This window comes from Halomonas sp. PR-M31 (assembly GCF_001039575.1).
Taxonomy (GTDB): Bacteria; Pseudomonadota; Gammaproteobacteria; order Pseudomonadales; family Halomonadaceae; genus Modicisalibacter.
In genome coordinates, this window is the sequence record NZ_JIBT01000035.1 from 40,130 (window position 1) to 57,356 (window position 17,227).

A 17,227-nucleotide genomic window follows, 5' to 3' on the forward strand; every position below is an offset into this window, starting at 1 on the left:
CGACGAATGTCGGCCCATTTGTTTTTGCGTGGGCGGATTTTAGTCACCGCCCAAGGAGGGAAGCAGCAGCGAAATCTGCGGGAAGAGAATGAGAATGACCGTGGCCAACAACAGGATGGCGATGAAGGGCGGCGTGCCGCGAATCACGTCCATGTAGGGCCGACGAAAGACCGCGATGGCGGTGAAGATATCGCAGCCAAAGGGCGGCGTGGCGGAGCCGATGGCGGCCTGCAGGGTCACGATGACGCCAACATGGACGGGGTCTAGCCCCGCGGACTGTACCAAGGGCTTGAAGATCGGCACCAGGATCAGGATCACCACGATCGGATCGACGAACATGCAGCCAATGAAAAAGGACACGGCGATAAGCGCCAGGGCCAGAAGCTGATTGTCGCCGATACCATCGATGATGGGACCAAGCACCTGCTCCGGTACGCCTGCAGTACCAAGGGTCTGGGAGAACGCAGCCCCAATCGCCACGAGAATGAATACCACCGCCGTGATCATGCCCGTGGACAGCGCCAGACCGCCAAGATCGCGAATCGAGACCTGGCGATAGATCACGACTTCCAGAATCAGGGCATAGGCAACCGCAACGGCGGAGGCCTCCACCGCGCTGAAAAAGCCGCCATAGATGCCGCCGACGACCAGTATGGGAAAGCCCAGAGGCAGGATGACCCGGCGTATGGTGCGTAACCGCTCGCTCCAGGACGTCTTGGGCTCCGCCTCGATGCCCTTCATTCGGGCGTCGATATAGCAATAGAGTGCAAACATCATCAGGATCAGCAGGCCGGGCAGGATGCCGGCGAGAAACAGATCGCCGATGGAGGTCTTCATCACCACGCCGTAGATGATGAAGCCGATGCTGGGCGGAATCAGCAGGGCGATGTCGCTTGCGTTGATGATCAGCGCCAACGTGAACTTGTCGGAGTACCCTTTGGCCAGCAAACGCGGCCGCATCGGTCCGCCCATGGCGACCACCGTGGCCTGAGTCGAGCCTGAGACGGCGCCGAACAAGGCGCAGGAGGCAGCGGTCGTGATGGGCAGGCCACCGCGAATGTGTCGAGTAAAGGCGTCCACCACATCGAGCAGGCGGTTGGCTGTATGGCCCTTGGTCAGAATATCCGCGGCAAAGATGAACATCGGCACCGCCGCCAGGACCCAGCTGCCTACTCCGCTGATCATCCAGCTCACGGCCTGGTCCGGGCCAAAGAAGGTCATGCCGGTGAACATCATGTACAGCATGCCCACAGCCAAAGGCACCATCATCGGGAACCCGAGCAGCAGCAGTACGAGCATGATCACGCCCAGTAAGATCAGCATTCGATTGTCCTTGTGTTCATTATTATCGTTCTTGCCATCCCGGAATCAGACGCCGCGGTGCTCGTTGGCGTCCTGAGTTTGGCCTGAATCATCCATGGGAACATCGGAATACTCTTCTTTTTCGGTAAAAGAGCGATAGATATCGTCACTGAATAGATTTCGGATGGTGGTCAGCACGTACTGAATACCGGCTAACGTGAAGCCGAAGGGAAGCGCCAGATAGATCAGCCACATCGGAATCCCTAGTGCTGCGCTGGTGCGGCCACGTTCTTGCAACGTCAGCACGTAGTCCACCGACTTGTAGGCGAAATAGAACATCAGCACGGCAGTCCCCAGACATAGAACGATCAGCAGTGCCTTGCGTAGCCGGCCGCCGAGCTGGTCGTAAATGGCGCTCATGCTGATATGGCGCGCATGACGCGCCGCGTAGCTGACGCCGATGAAAGTGATCACGACGATCAGCATCTCGGTGACTTCGTAGGTGCCGGGAATACCCTGTTGAAACAGGAGATTGCTTACCACGTGGGCGCTCATCAGCGCGGCCATGGCGAGTACGCAGCCGGCGATCACCACCGCCTCGAACACGCCCAGCCCATGATCGATCGCACCAAGTGCCTTCAAAAAACCGTTTTGCCGAGCAGGCGCCGTGTTGTTGTTGGATTCTTGCTGTTGCGTCATATCGTCGGTCCACCTAATGGCTGGCCGGTCGCAGGCGAACGGCAGTTGTCTTGAATCAAAGGCCAACGCCTATCAGGCAACGAGGCTTTATCATTGAGTTCGCAAGGGGATAAGTTCGCCTGATACCTTTTTATTCGAACCTATAGAGTTTGCTAAAACATCGTCCTTCGTCAAGGTCTAGGTTCAAGTGGCCCTGCACCGCTGTGCTCGATCGAGTCTGTATGACTCTGCGCCACCAAAACACGTAGATGACCGCTGATCGTTGAGTCATGGCAGCCTAGGTGCCCAACGAGGCGAGTGATCAATGGGGCATCATTGTGGCGCAAGGAACGAACCCCCCGACCGTGTTCTGCCAACGCCTGTAGCTGCATAAGCGTGCCTTGCTCTGCGGCAAGCTCCGCATTCTTGATCGTCTTGCGCCATTGAGCGAGAGATGAGTCGGGCTGGGCGTGAGGTTTGAGTTCGCGGCGGCGCTCCCGCAATAGACGGGTCAGCGCGGCCTGTTGATGACGTATTGGCGCAAGAGTGGCAGCGGCGTTGGCGTCCGTGGTTAGATCAAGACGATTCAACCAGCACAGCCACAAGAGTTCACACACGTCCGCTCCATGATCGTCCTGCAGCGCCAGGCACGCCTTCGCAACGCCGGGGCGCGCGTAGAGAATCAGCGCGTAGTCCCATAATGATAGGGAAAATTGGGTAGAATGATCGTCCATTTTTGCTTGGCTGCGCCATCCAATCCATGCCCGGGAGCTTTCATGATCGCACTGCGTCAACTGGCCTTGCAACGCGGAACGCAACCCCTGTTCGAGGACGCGGAACTAACCCTGCACTCCGGCCACAAGGCGGGCATCGTAGGTCCCAACGGTGCCGGCAAGTCGAGCCTGTTCAAGCTGCTATTGGGGGAGTTGACCCCGGACAAGGGCCAGGTGGAGCTCTCCGGTGGCCAGCGTATCGCCCATATGGCCCAGGAGATCGAGGCACTGGAGCGCTCGATCCATGACTATGTGCTCGATGGCGACATCGAGCTGCGTGCCACCCAGTCGGCTCTGGATGCCACTCAGAAAAGTGGCGACGTGCACCGCGAAGCGGAGCTGCACGGCAAACTCGAGGCGCTGGATGGCTACAGCGCCCCGGCGCGAGCGGCGCAGCTGCTGGTAGGACTGGGTTTCAGCCAGGCCCAGCTCGATCAGCCCTTGGCGTCGTTTTCCGGGGGCTGGCGCATGCGGGTCAATCTGGCACGCACCCTGTTCATGCCCTCTGATTTGCTGTTACTCGACGAGCCCACCAACCACTTGGATCTCGATGCGCTCCTGTGGCTCGAGCAGTGGCTGATCCGCTATCCCGGCACCCTGCTGCTGATCTCCCACGACCGTGATTTTCTCGATGCAGTGTGCGATCACATCGTTCATTTCGATCGTCATCGGCTGGTGCTCTATCGCGGCAACTACAGCCTTTTTGAACGTACCCGGGCGGAAAAGCTCGCCCAGCAGCAGGCCGAAGCCGTCAAGCAGCAGGCGCGACGCGAAGAGATCGAGCGCTTCGTAGCGCGTTTTCGTGCCCAGGCCACCAAAGCGCGTCAGGCCCAGAGCCGGCTGAAGATGCTTGAGCGCATGGGCACCATTGCGGTAGCCCATGTCGATTCGCCGTTTCATTTTACGCTGCCTTCCGCGGACAAGACCTCTCACCCGCTGCTGGTACTGGATCAGGCGGCGCTGGGTTACGCCGCGCCTTTATTGAGCGACGTGAAATTGACCCTGCTGCCGGGAAGCCGCATCGGCTTGCTGGGGCCCAATGGCGCCGGTAAGTCGACCTTGATCAAGTCCCTGACCGGTGAGCTGCCTTTACTTGCAGGCAAGCGCGTCGCCGGCGAGCACTTGGCCATTGGCTACTTCGCCCAGCACCAGCTTGAAGGTCTTGATCTCAAGGCGACTCCCTTTCTGCACGTGCAGCGCCTCTCGCCCGCGGCCAGCGAGCAGACCATTCGTAACTTCCTGGGCGGCTTCGGGTTTCGAGGTGACGACATATTCAGCGAGGTCGGACGTTTCTCCGGAGGCGAAAAAGCGCGTCTGGCACTTTCTCTGGTTGCCTGGCAAAAACCCAATCTGCTGCTGCTTGATGAGCCCACCAACCATCTTGATCTGGAAATGCGCGAGGCCTTGACCGAAGCGCTGGCTGCTTTCGAGGGCACGGTGATTATCGTCTCCCACGATCGTCATCTGCTGCGAGCCACGGTGGATGAATTCTGGTGCGTGGCGGATGGCAGGGTCGAGCCGTTCAATGGCGACATGGAGGATTATCGGGCCTGGCTCAAGACTCGGCTTGAAGATGAACGTCGTGATGCGCGCGCGGAAAAGACAGTAAGCGACGAGTCCGCCATTGATCGCAAGACAGCGCGACGGGCGGCCGCAGAGCTGCGAGAAAAGCTTCGCCCACTCAAGCGCGAACGGGATCGAGTCGAGGGTGAAATGGCGAAAACCAACGACGCTCTGGCTCAGGTGGAAACCAGGCTTGCAGATACCGAGCTCTATACCGATACCGCACGCAAGGAGGAGTTGACGAAGCTGTTGGCAAGCCAAGGGGAGCTCAAGAATCGCCTGGAGGAGCTTGAGCATGCCTGGTTGGAGGCGGAAGAGGCGTTGGAGCAGCATCAGGCCGCGCTCGAATCCTAGAGTCTTGGTCGTCGTCTTGAAGCTTGGTTAGACTTACTAGTGCATTATTCATTTTGTGTCAGACAGGAGGTCGACATGCCCTATGACAAGCGCGATGAGCTGCCCGACAGCGTACAGAATGTCTTGCCATCCAAGGCGCAGACCATCTACAAGGAGGCCTTCAATAGCGCCTGGGACGAGTACAAGAAGCCCGAGGATCGGCGAGGCGACGCCTCTCGCGAAGAAACTGCCCACCGGGTTGCCTGGGCTGCGGTCAAGGAAAAGTATGAAAAGGGTGACGACGACAAATGGCATCCCAAGAAGTAGTCAGGTTTCCAGCAGGAAGGTAACCGGGCCGTCGTTGATCAAGCCGATCTGCATATTGGCGCCGAATTCGCCCGTGGCAACCTTTGACCACCGTTTCTGGGCCTGTTCGAGCAAATAATGATAGAGGCGCTGGCCATCTTCCGGTGCCGCGGCGCTGGAGAAACTTGGCCTCAGTCCTTTTCGGGTGTCCGCCGCCAGGGTGAACTGGGAGACCAGCAGCAGCCCGCCTTCGATCTGCTGTAGATCCAGATTCATCTTGCCGGCGTCGTCGCCGAATATCCGGTAATGCAGAAGCTTGTGCAGTAGCTTGTCGGCGCGGGCTTCATCGTCGTGTTTTTCCACGCCGATCAGTGCCAGTATGCCCTGATCGATGGCGCCCAGGCGGCGTCCTTCAACCTCGACGCTGGCACCCTTGACCCGCTGAATCAATGCTTTCATGGCTTGCCTGCCTTAATGTCATCGTCATGTCTAAACATCCGGAGTAGAGAGAATAACAACATGTTCAGGAAAATCGTCACGGCGGCAGTAATAGCGGCTATCGGAATTTTTTCATCCAGCGCTGCTGTTGCGGAGAAATGGCGCTTCGCCTTGGAAGAAGGTGAAGGCAGCGTTCAGGAAGCTTATGCACAAGAGTTCAAGAAGCGCATCGAAAAGCGCTCCGACGGTGACATCAGTATCGATATCTATCCCTATGGAGCATTGGGAACTTCACCACAGCTGACCGAACTGGTTCGCCAGAACGCCATCCAGCTGGCCTTTGCCTCGCCGGATCACCTGGCATCAGTGATTCCCGAGGTCGGTGTATTCTCATTGCACTACCTGTTCTCCGACGAGGAGGAGTTCAACGAGCAGGTGTTGGCCAGCACCAAGGCTCAACCATTGCTTCAGGAGGCTTATGGTGAGCAAAGGCTGCAGTTGCTGAGCATCATTTCCGAAGGCTGGACGGCATGGACTGCCAATCGCGCCATCAAGACACCCGGGGACATGGAAGATCTCAAGATGCGTACCATGACCTCGCCGGTCGTTCAGGAGACCTATCGCGCTTATGGCGCCATGCCCGAGCCGGTGATCCATGCTGAGCTTCGTTCCGCGCTGCAATCGGGGCAGCTCGAGGGTCAGACCAATACGATTTCCGCCATTGAAGAAATGAGCCTCTATGAGGTGCAGAATCATCTGATTCAAGCCAAGCCGCTACCATTTATCACCACCCTCGTTGCGGCTCAGGACTTCTTCGAGCAGTTGCCCGAAGAACAGCAGGCCATGCTCAATGACGTCACTGACGAAATGCGCCGCTATATCTTTGATAGGCAAGAAGAGCTCAACCAGCAGCGCTTGGAGGCCATCGAGGAAAATAGCGATATCGAGATGATCACGCTTACCCAAGAGCAGCGCCAGGCGTTTCGCGAAAAAAGCCTGCCGGTGCGCGATGTCTATGTCGAGCAGGCTGGGGAACGGGGCAAGAAGATTCTCGAGACGTTGAGCGAGGAGCTAGGAGTCGCGCAAAAGAAGGAAAGCGATAGTAGCAGTGGCAACAACAAAGACTGATGCTTTATGTCACGGTTTTTGCAGGGGGCGTTGTACCCATAAGTGAACCAATGTGCCAATCGATGTTCACAACCCTGTTTACCCCAAAAAGCAAAGGAGCGCTCCGTGACCGATGTAATACTGTTCGATCTGGATGGTACCTTGAGCGATACCCATGGATTGGCTCGCGCTACCTGGCTCGAGGCGCTTCGCCCTCATGGCATTGACGTCGATTTTGAATTTTACCAGAAGAACATACGCGGCCAGTCCCGTGAAGAAGCTCTCGATAACATTTTGCCTAACCTGGAAAAAGAAGAGAGTCAGCAGTTGCTCGACACACAGGATGGTTATTATCGCAATCGGTTGAGCACCACTGGTCCCTTACCGGGATTATTTCCGTTCTTGAACCGTGCAAACGAGAAAGGCTATCGGCTCGCATTGGTTTCAAACGCGCCTCAGGAAATCGCCGACAAAATTCTTCATTCCTTGGGACTCGAAGACACATTCGATGTTAAGACATTCGCCGAGGAAGTAGAGGCTGCCAAGCCCGATCCAGCCGTTTACCACTTGGCCCTTGAACGACTCGGTGTGGGGCCCGATCGCTGCCTGGCCTTCGAGGACTCTCCAAAGGGTGTCACCGCAGCAATCAATGCCGGGCTCAAGGTGATCGGCATGGCGGCCACCCATTCCCCCGCCGAATTGCGCGATGCCGGCGCCTCGCTCGTGGTGGGAGACTTCGTCGATGTTGCCCTAGACGACATTCTTGAACATCCAGACTCGTCGAAGGAGTACGAGTATCTGCAGCACGGGGAAGATAAGTAGGATTAGAAGCATTTCTTGCTTTGGTATCTTACCTTCAGGGTAAAACGACGCCGAGGCGGATGCCATGTCTCGGCGTCGGGTCGGTGGCTAGTTTCTTTACCACCAGGCATGAAAGTGATGTACCGGCCCGTGTCCTTTACCTACCCCGAGCTTTCCGCTGGCATCCAAGGCCTGGCTCAGCCAGGCCTTTGCTCGTTGTGCCGCGTCTTTCAGCTCATGACCGCGTGCAAGATATGCCGTGATGGCCGATGAAAGCGTACAGCCGGTGCCATGCAGATTGGCGGTGTCGACTCGAAAAGCGTCCAGCCAGTCTATCGTCTCATCCGAGATCAATAGATCGGGGCAACGTTCACCGCGCAGATGCCCGCCCTTGAGCAGGATATTTGCCGTGCCTAGTGTCATCAAATTGGGGGCGAGCGCTTCCATCTCGGTAAGATTCTGAGCAGTCTTGCCGCCGAGCAGCACGGCAGCTTCCGGCAAATTGGGAGTGATCAGGTCCGCCAAGGGCACCAAGATCTCACGCACGGCGCGGATGCCAGCATCGTCGACCAGTATGTCACCGCTCTTGGCCACCATGACCGGGTCCAGCACGATCCAGCGTGGGCGCCGATGTGCGAACGCATCCCGGATGGCAAAGGCGATCTCCTCGCTTGCGACCATGCCGATCTTCACCGCCTCGATATGCACGTCATTCAGCAAGGTATCCAGCTGCGCGGCAATGAAGTCCGTCGGCACTACGTGCACGCCGGTGACCCCTTGGGTGTTTTGTGCAGTCAAGGCGGTAATCACACTGGTGCCATAGACACCCAAGGCCGAGAAGGTCTTGAGATCCGCTTGAATGCCGGCGCCTCCTGAAGGGTCCGAGCCGGCGATGGTCAAGGCATTGGGAATGAAGGCAGACGTGATCATCATGAAGCTCTTGTCTTGTAGAGAGACTCATAGCCTAAAACAATCCGTTACGCTCAGGCTATGGCGAAATGTTCGAAGGGTCGGAGCAAGTCCGGCGGACGCTATTGGACTAATTGCAGAAGGTTAGGTCCCTAGTAAATCTCTTGCATTCCTTTATACTTGTGCCTCAGCAAATAAGTGCTATTTCTTATGTTGCAACCCGAATGTTGCAAAGCAGCGCAATTGACGCAACAAGTCATTCAGGCATCATAGAGAAAGAGTTTGATTTAGCGAGGGCATGTTCATGGATCAGAGCATTGCAGTGATCGCCGAGTACTGGGGTGTCGGGTTTTTCATCTTTGCGGTGATTGCCCTGTGCATATTCATGCTTGGCGCCTCCATGCTACTTGGCGGTCGCAGTCAAGGACGCAGCAAGACCATTCCCTTCGAAGGCGGCATTCTTGGTGCCGGAAGCGCTCGTCAACCTTTCTCAGTCAAGTTCTACCTGGTCGCCATGCTCTTTGTCATTTTCGACATCGAGGCGGTCTTTCTTTTTGCCTGGGCCATATCGGTACGTGAAGTTGGCTGGCCCGGTTTCATCGGCGCATCGATATTCATTCTGATATTGCTGGCAGGCTTGGTCTATGACAGTCGCGTAGGGGCCCTTGACTGGGCGCCGGCGGGGCGAGGCGGCAAATAGCGTTGTAGTGGCAACGGCGCCGTATAATAACACCATCATCGTGCGCTTCGGGTTTATTACACGCCCGCTCATGTACCCGTGCTGGATTTTCGCTGGAGGAGTCTCATGGCTTATACCTTGACCCGCGCAACCGATGCGATTGCCACGGAAGATTCCCGCTACCCCCTGAACGAGCGCCGCCGGGTCGAAGACCCGGTCAAGCAGCAGATTCATCGTAATGTATTTACCGGGAAGCTTGAGGAAGTATTGCATTCGGCGGTCAATTGGGGGCGCAAGAATTCTCTATGGCCCTACAACTTCGGGCTTTCCTGTTGTTACGTGGAAATGACCACGGCGTTTACCGCGCCCCACGATATCGCTCGTTTTGGCGCCGAAGTCATTCGCGCTTCCCCGAGGCAGGCGGATTTCATGGTCATTGCCGGCACCTGCTTTCTCAAGATGGCACCGGTCATCCAGCAGCTCTACGACCAGATGCTCGAGCCCAAGTGGGTTATCTCGATGGGTTCCTGCGCAAACTCCGGTGGCATGTACGATATCTATTCCGTGGTGCAGGGCGTCGACAAGTTCCTGCCGGTGGATGTTTACATACCCGGCTGCCCGCCTCGTCCCGAGGCGTTCCTGCACGGCTTGCAGCTATTGCAAGATTCGATTCAGGAAGAGCGCAGGCCGCTTTCCTGGGTGGTAGGAGATCAGGGGGTCTATCGTGCCGAGATGCCCTCGCAGCGGGAAAAGAATCGGGACTGGCGTATCCAGACGACCGAACTGCGCACGCCTGATAGCATCTAATCCGGATTCGATGCCACTTTCTCAACGCTAGGCAAGGGAAGCATTCATCCTAATGAGCGTCGCGTCACCATCATCCGACACCCTCAAGACCGGCCCCGATACTGTTGTAGAAGCGCTTAGACAGCGCTTCCAAGAGCAGATTGTGCTGGAACAGGCCACTTTGACCGGCTGGCCGGTGATTTGGGTGGCCCGCGGCGCACTGATTGAAGTGCTTGGCTTCTTGCGGGACAAGTCCCAGGCTTTCGAGATGCTTTATGATCTCTCTGCGGTCGACGAGCGTCTGCGCAGCCATCGGCGGGGGCTGCCGGTCTCGGACTTTACGGTGTTTTATCATCTGCTCTCGGCGTCGCGTAACCGGGATATCATTCTCAAGGTGGCACTCAGCGAAGATGACCTGATGCTTCCCAGCGCCGTGTCGCTCTATCCCAATGCCAACTGGTACGAGCGGGAAGTGTGGGACATGTTCGGTGTCACTTTCCAAGGGCATCCGCATCTGACCCGCATTCTCATGCCGCCGACCTGGAACGGGCACCCGCTGCGCAAGGATCACCACGCCCGGGCCACGGAATTCGACCCCTTTACAATGACGGTCGAAGGGCAGAACAAAGAGCAACAGGCGCTCAAGTTCGATCCGGAAGCCTGGGGCATGCGACGCCGGCATGACGACAGCGAGTTCATGTTCCTGAACCTCGGCCCCAACCACCCCTCCGCCCACGGTGCCTTTCGCATCGTGCTGCAGCTCGATGGCGAAGAGATCATCGACTGCGTGCCGGACATCGGCTATCACCATCGCGGCGCCGAGAAGATGGCGGAGCGTCAGTCCTGGCATAGCTTCATCTCCTACACCGACCGTATCGACTATACCGGCGGGGTGATGAACAATCTGCCCTACATACTGGCGGTGGAAAAGCTTGCGGGCATCGAGGTGACGGACCGGGCCAAGACCATCCGCGTGATGATGGCGGAGATGTTTCGCATCAACAGCCATCTGCTGTTCCTTGGTACCTATCTGCAGGATCTCGGGGCCATGACTCCGGTGTTCTTCACCTTTACCGATCGGCAAAAGGCCTACGAGGTGATCGAGGCCATCACCGGCTTTCGCATGCACCCGGCCTGGTATCGTATCGGCGGAGTCGCCCATGACCTGCCCAAAGGCTGGGAAGGCCTGGTCAAGAAGTTCCTGGACTGGATGCCCAAGCGCCTGCGGGAATACGAGCGGGTGATGATGGAGAATGCCATCGTGCGCGAGCGTACGCGGCACATTGCGGCTCACGACACGACGGAAGCCTTGGCTTGGGGCATCACCGGCCCTAATCTGCGTGCCACCGGACTCGACTTCGATCTGCGCAAGAAGCGCCCCTACTCCGGGTATGAGAACTTCGAGTTCGAGATTCCGATTGGCCACAACGGCGATGCCTTCGACCGCGGTCAGGTACGCATCGACGAGATGCGCCAGAGCCTGCGCATCATCCAGCAGTGTCTCGATCACATGCCGGCGGGGGATTACAAGGCGGATCATCCTTTGACCACGCCGCCACCTCGAGAGCGCATGTTGCAGCACATCGAAACACTGATCACCCATTTCCTGCAGGTTTCCTGGGGGCCGGTCTTAAAGCCCAACGAATCGATGCAGATGATCGAGGCGACCAAGGGCATCAACAGTTACTACCTGACCAGTGACGGCAATACCATGAGTTATCGTACCCGGATCCGCACGCCAAGCTTCCCTCACCTGCAGCACATTCCTGCGCTGATGCGGGGTGGTTTCGTACCGGATCTGATTGCCCATCTGGGCAGTATCGATTTCGTCATGGCCGACGTGGATCGCTGAACATGAACGACACTGCTTCCCCCACTATCCATTCTCCCATCGCCAGCGATGGTGATGGTTTCGTCCTGCATGACGAGGATCGTGCTGCCATCGTCAAGGAGCGCGACCACTACGAGCAGCCCCAGGCGGCCTGCATCGAGGCGCTGAAGGTCGTCCAGCGCCGACACGGCTGGGTGCCGGACGGGGCGATTCCCGCCATTGCCGAGGTGCTCGGGGTAGGGCCCGCTTCCGTTGAGGGCGTGGCCACTTTCTATAGCCTGATCTTCCGACAGCCGGTGGGGCGACACGTCATCCTGATCTGCGACAGCAGCTCCTGTTTTCTGACCGGTTTTGATGAGCTGCGCGAGGCCATTACCGCGGAACTGGGCATCGATTTCGGCCAGACTACCCCGGATGGTCGTTTTACCCTGCTGCCGGTATGTTGTCTTGGCGCCTGTGATCGCGGTCCGGCCATGATGATTGGCGATGAGACCTTTGGCCCCGTGCCACCCGAAGGCGTAGCTAAGCTTTTGAAGGAGTATGCATGAGCACAGGTCGCAACGAATTTCGCTATCACAGCCAGCTACGCCAAAGCACCGCCGAGCGCCGTGCCGAAACCCATCCGCTGACCTGGCGTCTGCGGGAAGATGGTGCGCTGATTGGCCTTGAGGAATACGTCGATAAGCAGGGTTACGCCGCGGTCAAGAAAGTGCTCGGTGAGCAGTCGGGCCAGGACGTGATCGGCATCATGAAAGAAGCCAACGTGCGCGGACGCGGGGGTGCGGGTTTCTCTGCCGGGGTGAAGTGGAGCCTGACCATGCAAGGCGGCGATCTGCCCCGGGGTTATATCGTCTGCAATGCGGACGAGATGGAGCCGGGCACCTTCAAGGACCGCTTGCTACTCGAACAGCAGCCCCATCTGTTGATCGAGGGGATGATTCTGGGTGGCTATGCCAACAATTCATGCTACGGCTATATTTTCCTGCGGGGTGAGTATGTCGAAGCCGCTCGTGCCATTTCCATCGCGCTGGACGAAGCGCGGGCCGCGGGCTGGCTAGGCAAGAACATCGCCTGCAGCGGCTTCGATTTCGACATCGCCCTGCATACCGGTGCCGGTCGTTACATCTGTGGCGAAGAGACGGCACTGATCAATTCTCTGGAAGGCAAGCGCGCCAACCCGCGCAACAAGCCGCCTTTTCCCGGTCAATCCGGGGCCTGGGGCAAGCCGACGGTGGTTAACAACGTCGAGACCCTGTGCAACGTGCCGGCGGTCATGCAGCACGGCGCCAAATGGTATCAGGAACTCTCCGGTGGCTTGAGCGACGATGGTGGCACCAAGCTTTACGGCGTTTCCGGGCGGGTCAATCGTACCGGCCTGTGGGAGCTGCCGATCGGCACCAGCGCGGCGGAACTGATGGATCGGGCCGGCGGCGTGCGGGATGGCCGTGCGCTCAAGACCTGGTTGCCCGGCGGCGGCAGTACGGGCTTTTTGCTACCGGAGCATCTCGAACTGGCGCTGGATTTCGATACCATCGGCCAATACGGCAGCCGTCTGGGCACCGGCCTTCTGACCGTGGTGACCGAGGACCAGAGCGTGGTTTCCCTGGTTCGCAATCTGGAGGCGTTCTTTGCCCGGGAATCCTGCGGCTGGTGTACCCCCTGTCGAGATGGCCTACCCTGGACGTTGAAGATTCTGCAGTCGTTGGAGCGGGGCGAAGGCGAGCAGGGCGATATCGAACTGCTCGAGAGCCTGGCCACGGATCTGGGGCCGGGACGCACTTTCTGTGCCCATGCGCCCGGTGCATCGATGCCGCTGGAGTCGTCGATCAGACATTTTCGTCATGAGTTCGAGGCGGGTATCACTCACCGTCGCCATGCTGCCCATGAGGATCCGATTCCGGTGGGTGAGGTATGAAGAACAGTCAGGGAGCATCGTAGATGGCAACGATTCATGTAGACGGCCAAGCGTTTGATGTCGAAGGGTCGGACAATTTGCTTCATGCCTGCCTGTCATTGGGGCTGGACGTGCCCTATTTCTGCTGGCATCCGGCCCTTGGCAGCGTCGGTGCCTGTCGTCAGTGCGCGGTCAAGCAGTATAAGGACAAGGACGATGACAAGGGCATGCTGGTGATGTCCTGCATGACCCCGGCCACGGATGACACCTGGATTTCCATCGATGACGAGGAAGCCAAGGCGTTTCGTCAGAATGTCATCGAATGGCTGATGATCAACCATCCCCACGACTGTCCGGTATGTGAGGAAGGCGGCCATTGCCATTTGCAGGACATGACCGTGATGACCGGCCATGACCGGCGCCGCTATCGTTTTCGCAAGCGCACCCACCGCAATCAGTATCTAGGGCCCTTTATTGCCCACGAGATGAACCGCTGCATCACCTGTTACCGCTGCGTGCGTTTTTATGACGATTACGCTGGCGGTGACGATCTGGGTGCTTTCGGTGCCAATGACAACGTCTACTTCGGGCGTTATCAGGAAGGCGTGCTGGAAAGTCCGTTTTCCGGCAATTTGACCGAGGTGTGTCCTACCGGCGTCTTCACCGACCAGACCCATTCGGATCATTACACTCGCAAGTGGGATCTCCAGTTCGCGCCGAGTGTCTGTCATCAGTGTTCCGTGGGCTGCAATATCAGCCCTGGAGAGCGCTATGGCGATATCCGCCGTATCGAGAATCGCTACCACGGTGATCTCAACCGCTATTTTCTGTGCGACCGGGGCCGCTTCGGCTATGGCTATGTCAATCGCAAGGATCGCCCGCGGGTGCCGGAATGGCGCAGTGACAGGGCGGATGAGAGTGTCACCCTGGATGTGGATGCGGCCTTGGATCGGGGCGCGGATCTCTTGCGCAGCGCCCGCCGTGTGATCGGCATCGGCTCGCCTCGTGCAAGTCTCGAGAGTAACCATCAGCTGCGCGAACTGGTAGGGGAAGGCAATTTCTCGACGGGTATCGTCGCTCATGAGCAGGCATGCCTGGAAACCATGACTCGGCTCAATCGGGAGTCTGGATTGCCCACGCCGACACTGCGCGAGATCGAGGAGCACGATGCGGTATTGATACTGGGCGAAGATCTGATCCAAAGCGCCGCCCGGGTAGGGTTGGCAGTGCGTCAGGCGGTGCTCGGACGCCGCGATGAGCTGGCCGAGGCACGCAGCATTCCGGCCTGGAATGCCGAAGCCGTCAAGACCCTGGGTCAGGACGAGCGTCATCCGCTTTTCATCGCCTATCCAACCCGTACCGGGCTCGATCAGATCAGCCAGTCGAGCTGGGCCCTGGCGATGGACGACATCGCTCGGCTCGGTTTCGCGGTGGCCCACGCCATCGATGACTCTGCGCCGGTCGTCGAAAATCTCGACGAGGCGATGCAGGGTGAAGCCCAGCGCATCGCGAAAGCCTTGATGGCGGCTCAACGCCCGCTGGTCATCAGCGGTGGCTCACTGGGATCGCTTGCCATTCTCGAAGCGGCAGGCAACGTGGCCCGCGCGTTGTCACGTCGCGCCCGTCGCGCCGGCTTGTCATTGATCCGTAGTGAAGCCAACAGCACGGGGCTATCGCTGCTGGGCGGTCAGACGCTCGAGTGGGCGCTAGAGGAGTTGACGGCAAAGAACGCCGACGCCGTGGTGGTGCTCGAAAACGATCTTTATCAACGCCTGCCCCAGGCTCAAGTCGATGCGGCGTTGGAAAGCGCCGAGAGTGTCATCGCCCTCGACCATCAGCGCACGTCGACTTGGGCACGAGCCCATCTGGGGCTGCCGGCCTCGAGCTTCGCCGAAGCAGACGGTACTCTGATCAATTTCGAGGGTCGTGCCCAGCGCTTCTTCCAGGTGTTCGATCCACGCTACATTCGTCCTGAAACCCGTATCCACGAGAGCTGGCGCTGGCTGTACACCCTTGGGGCTAGCCTCAATCGCTACGAATCCGCAAGGGTCATTCTCGATGACGTTACACAAGCCTGCGCCCGGCAGCATCCGGCGCTAGCGGGTATCGTCGAAGCGTCTCACGACTCGGACTACCGCGTACAAGGGCTCAAATTGGCTCGGGAGCCTCATCGCTACAGTGGGCGTACCGCAATGCGTGCCGACCTGAGTGTCAGCGAACCCCGTGCGCCTCAGGACCCCGACACGCCCTTCGCCTTTTCCATGGAGGGTTACAGCGGCTTCGACCGACCGCGTAAGGACGTTGCCTTTGCCTGGGCGCCAGGCTGGAACTCGCCTCAAGCCTGGAACAAGTTCACCGACGAGGTGGGTGGCCATCTACGCGCCGGCGATCCGGGGGTGCGGCTGCTGCATTCCCAGGCCGGCCACTATGACTATGTTCGAGAGATCCCCCAGGGGTTCAGTGCTCGTGACGACGAATGGCAGGTGGTGTGTCTACCGCGCCTGTTTGGCGGTGACGAAACCTCTTCCCGGGCCGAGCCGATCATCGAGCGTACGTCGCCCGCGATGCTCACGCTCTCGGCGGATGACGCACAGCGTCTCGGGGTCGGCGAAGGCGACACCGTGGCAGTAGAAACGTCGACGGGACGCCTTGTTTTGCCGCTACACCTTGATGCAGCACTGCCTGCCGGTGTTCTGGGTGTGCCAGTAGGGGTGAGCAGCGCCCTACATAGCGGAGACTGGGCGCATGTATCCAAAGAACAGCGCCATCAAGCCGGCAACAGCGGGGACCCGCGTCAAAGTGAAGGGCAAGTAGATCGCCCGGGGGATCGCCAATGAGTTGGTTGACGCCTCAAGTCGTTGCGGTCTTTGTGGCCATGGCCCAAGCCCTGGGCATTTTGCTCGGTGCAGTGCTGCTTGGTGCGGTGATGACGGTGGTTGAACGACGCATGCTGGGGCTGTGGCAGGATCGCTATGGGCCCAACCGGGTAGGGCCTTTTGGCTCGTTGCAGCTGATCGCCGACATGCTCAAGATCTTCTTCAAGGAAGACTGGGTGCCTCCCTTTGCCGATCGCACCCTGTTCATGCTGGCGCCGGCCATTGCCATGGCATCCTTGCTGCTGTCCTTTATCGTCATTCCATTCACGCCGGCCTTGCATGTGGCGGATTGGAACATCGGCCTGCTGTTCTTTCTCGCCATGGGGGGCATCAACGTCTATTCGGTTCTACTGGGCGGCTGGTCCAGCGGCAACAAGTATGCCCTGATCGGTGCGATGCGCTCCTCCGCCCAGACGATTTCCTATGAAGTGTTCATGGGGCTGGCCTTGATGGGCGTGGTGGCCATGGCCGGCTCCTTCAATCTGCGCGATATCGTCAATGCCCAGGAAGGTCTCTGGTTCATCATTCCGCAATTCCTCGGATTTTGTATTTTCATCATCGCCGGCTTCGCGGTAGTGCATCGCCATCCTTTCGATCAGCCCGAGGCGGAGCAGGAGTTGGCGGACGGTTATCATGTGGAATATTCGAGCATGAAGTTCGGTATGTTCTTCATCGGCGAATATGTGGGCATGGTGCTGGTATCGGCCTTGACCGTCACTCTGTTCTTCGGCGGCTGGCATGGCCCCTTGTTGCCCCCGATCGTCTGGTTCGCGCTCAAGACCGGATTTTTCCTGATGCTGTTCATCCTGGTGCGGGCGTCACTACCCCGGCCACGCTATGACCGGGTGATGAGTTTCGGCTGGAAGATCTGTTTGCCGTTGACCCTGATCAATCTAATGGTTACCGGTGCGGTGATCCTACTGGTAAGCCCTGATTAAACGAGGAAGACCA

The 17,227-nt window shown here is 58.5% G+C and carries 16 protein-coding genes; 11 read left to right on the forward strand and 5 right to left on the reverse strand.

Features of this window, described 5'->3' with window-relative positions:
• Positions 1–39: 39 nt before the first annotated feature.
• From CH74_RS10730 to CH74_RS10740, 3 genes are all read right to left on the reverse strand, one after another.
• Entirely contained in the window at positions 40–1,323 is a 1,284-nt protein-coding gene (locus tag CH74_RS10730) for a TRAP transporter large permease (RefSeq protein WP_048307445.1), read from the reverse strand.
• A gap of 45 nt (positions 1,324–1,368) precedes the next feature.
• Complete coding sequence (locus tag CH74_RS10735) at positions 1,369–2,001, reverse strand: TRAP transporter small permease (RefSeq protein ID WP_048307446.1); 633 nt, start codon at positions 1,999–2,001, stop codon at positions 1,369–1,371.
• A 170-nt stretch (positions 2,002–2,171) separates the two neighbouring features.
• Complete coding sequence (locus CH74_RS10740; RefSeq protein WP_053070722.1) at positions 2,172–2,714, reverse strand: TIGR02444 family protein; 543 nt, start codon at positions 2,712–2,714, stop codon at positions 2,172–2,174.
• A gap of 42 nt (positions 2,715–2,756) precedes the next feature.
• Here CH74_RS10740 and CH74_RS19830 point away from each other — a divergent pair, with 42 nt between their 5' ends.
• Together CH74_RS19830 and chaB are read left to right on the forward strand one after the other, a co-directional pair.
• On the forward strand, positions 2,757–4,670 hold the full coding sequence (locus tag CH74_RS19830) for an ATP-binding cassette domain-containing protein (RefSeq protein ID WP_048307447.1): 1,914 nt from the start codon (positions 2,757–2,759) through the stop codon (positions 4,668–4,670).
• A gap of 75 nt (positions 4,671–4,745) precedes the next feature.
• Positions 4,746–4,976, forward strand: a complete 231-nt coding sequence (gene chaB, locus CH74_RS10750) for a putative cation transport regulator ChaB (protein WP_048307448.1) — start codon at positions 4,746–4,748, stop codon at positions 4,974–4,976.
• Here the strand turns inward: chaB and dtd are convergent, their stop codons facing one another.
• Positions 4,977–5,414, reverse strand: coding sequence for a D-aminoacyl-tRNA deacylase (dtd, locus tag CH74_RS10755; protein WP_048307449.1), 438 nt, complete (start codon positions 5,412–5,414; stop codon positions 4,977–4,979). It abuts the gene before it with no gap.
• A gap of 60 nt (positions 5,415–5,474) precedes the next feature.
• Between dtd and dctP the strand changes: the two genes are divergently transcribed.
• Positions 5,475–6,521, forward strand: coding sequence for a TRAP transporter substrate-binding protein DctP (gene dctP, locus CH74_RS10760; RefSeq protein WP_048307450.1), 1,047 nt, complete (start codon positions 5,475–5,477; stop codon positions 6,519–6,521).
• Between the two features lie 105 nt (positions 6,522–6,626).
• Positions 6,627–7,322: an HAD family phosphatase gene (locus CH74_RS10765; protein WP_048307451.1), complete on the forward strand. Its 696-nt coding sequence runs from the start codon at positions 6,627–6,629 to the stop codon at positions 7,320–7,322.
• A gap of 96 nt (positions 7,323–7,418) precedes the next feature.
• Here the strand turns inward: CH74_RS10765 and thiD are convergent, their stop codons facing one another.
• Entirely contained in the window at positions 7,419–8,231 is an 813-nt protein-coding gene (gene thiD / locus CH74_RS10770; RefSeq protein WP_048307452.1) for a bifunctional hydroxymethylpyrimidine kinase/phosphomethylpyrimidine kinase, read from the reverse strand.
• 283 nt (positions 8,232–8,514) lie between these two features.
• On the opposite strand from thiD, the gene ndhC reads away from it, so the two are divergent.
• The 7 genes from ndhC to nuoH all read left to right on the forward strand — a co-directional run bounded on the left by ndhC (position 8,515) and on the right by nuoH (position 17,214).
• Complete coding sequence (gene ndhC, locus CH74_RS10775) at positions 8,515–8,910, forward strand: NADH-quinone oxidoreductase subunit A (protein WP_048307510.1); 396 nt, start codon at positions 8,515–8,517, stop codon at positions 8,908–8,910.
• Positions 8,911–9,015: 105 nt separating this feature from the next.
• On the forward strand, positions 9,016–9,696 hold the full coding sequence (locus tag CH74_RS10780) for an NADH-quinone oxidoreductase subunit B family protein (RefSeq protein WP_048307453.1): 681 nt from the start codon (positions 9,016–9,018) through the stop codon (positions 9,694–9,696).
• A 52-nt stretch (positions 9,697–9,748) separates the two neighbouring features.
• Positions 9,749–11,527, forward strand: a complete 1,779-nt coding sequence (gene nuoC, locus CH74_RS10785) for an NADH-quinone oxidoreductase subunit C/D (RefSeq protein ID WP_048307454.1) — start codon at positions 9,749–9,751, stop codon at positions 11,525–11,527.
• A 2-nt stretch (positions 11,528–11,529) separates the two neighbouring features.
• Positions 11,530–12,054 carry an NADH-quinone oxidoreductase subunit NuoE gene (nuoE, locus tag CH74_RS10790; RefSeq protein WP_048307455.1) on the forward strand — a complete coding sequence of 175 codons (525 nt, stop codon included), beginning with the start codon at positions 11,530–11,532 and terminating at the stop codon, positions 12,052–12,054.
• Entirely contained in the window at positions 12,051–13,421 is a 1,371-nt protein-coding gene (nuoF, locus tag CH74_RS10795) for an NADH-quinone oxidoreductase subunit NuoF (protein WP_048307456.1), read from the forward strand. The genes nuoE and nuoF overlap by 4 nt, the downstream gene beginning before the upstream one ends.
• A gap of 23 nt (positions 13,422–13,444) precedes the next feature.
• Positions 13,445–16,237: an NADH-quinone oxidoreductase subunit NuoG gene (nuoG, locus tag CH74_RS10800; RefSeq protein WP_082140390.1), complete on the forward strand. Its 2,793-nt coding sequence runs from the start codon at positions 13,445–13,447 to the stop codon at positions 16,235–16,237.
• Entirely contained in the window at positions 16,234–17,214 is a 981-nt protein-coding gene (gene nuoH, locus CH74_RS10805; RefSeq protein WP_048307457.1) for an NADH-quinone oxidoreductase subunit NuoH, read from the forward strand. The genes nuoG and nuoH overlap by 4 nt, the downstream gene beginning before the upstream one ends.
• Positions 17,215–17,227: the final 13 nt, after the last annotated feature.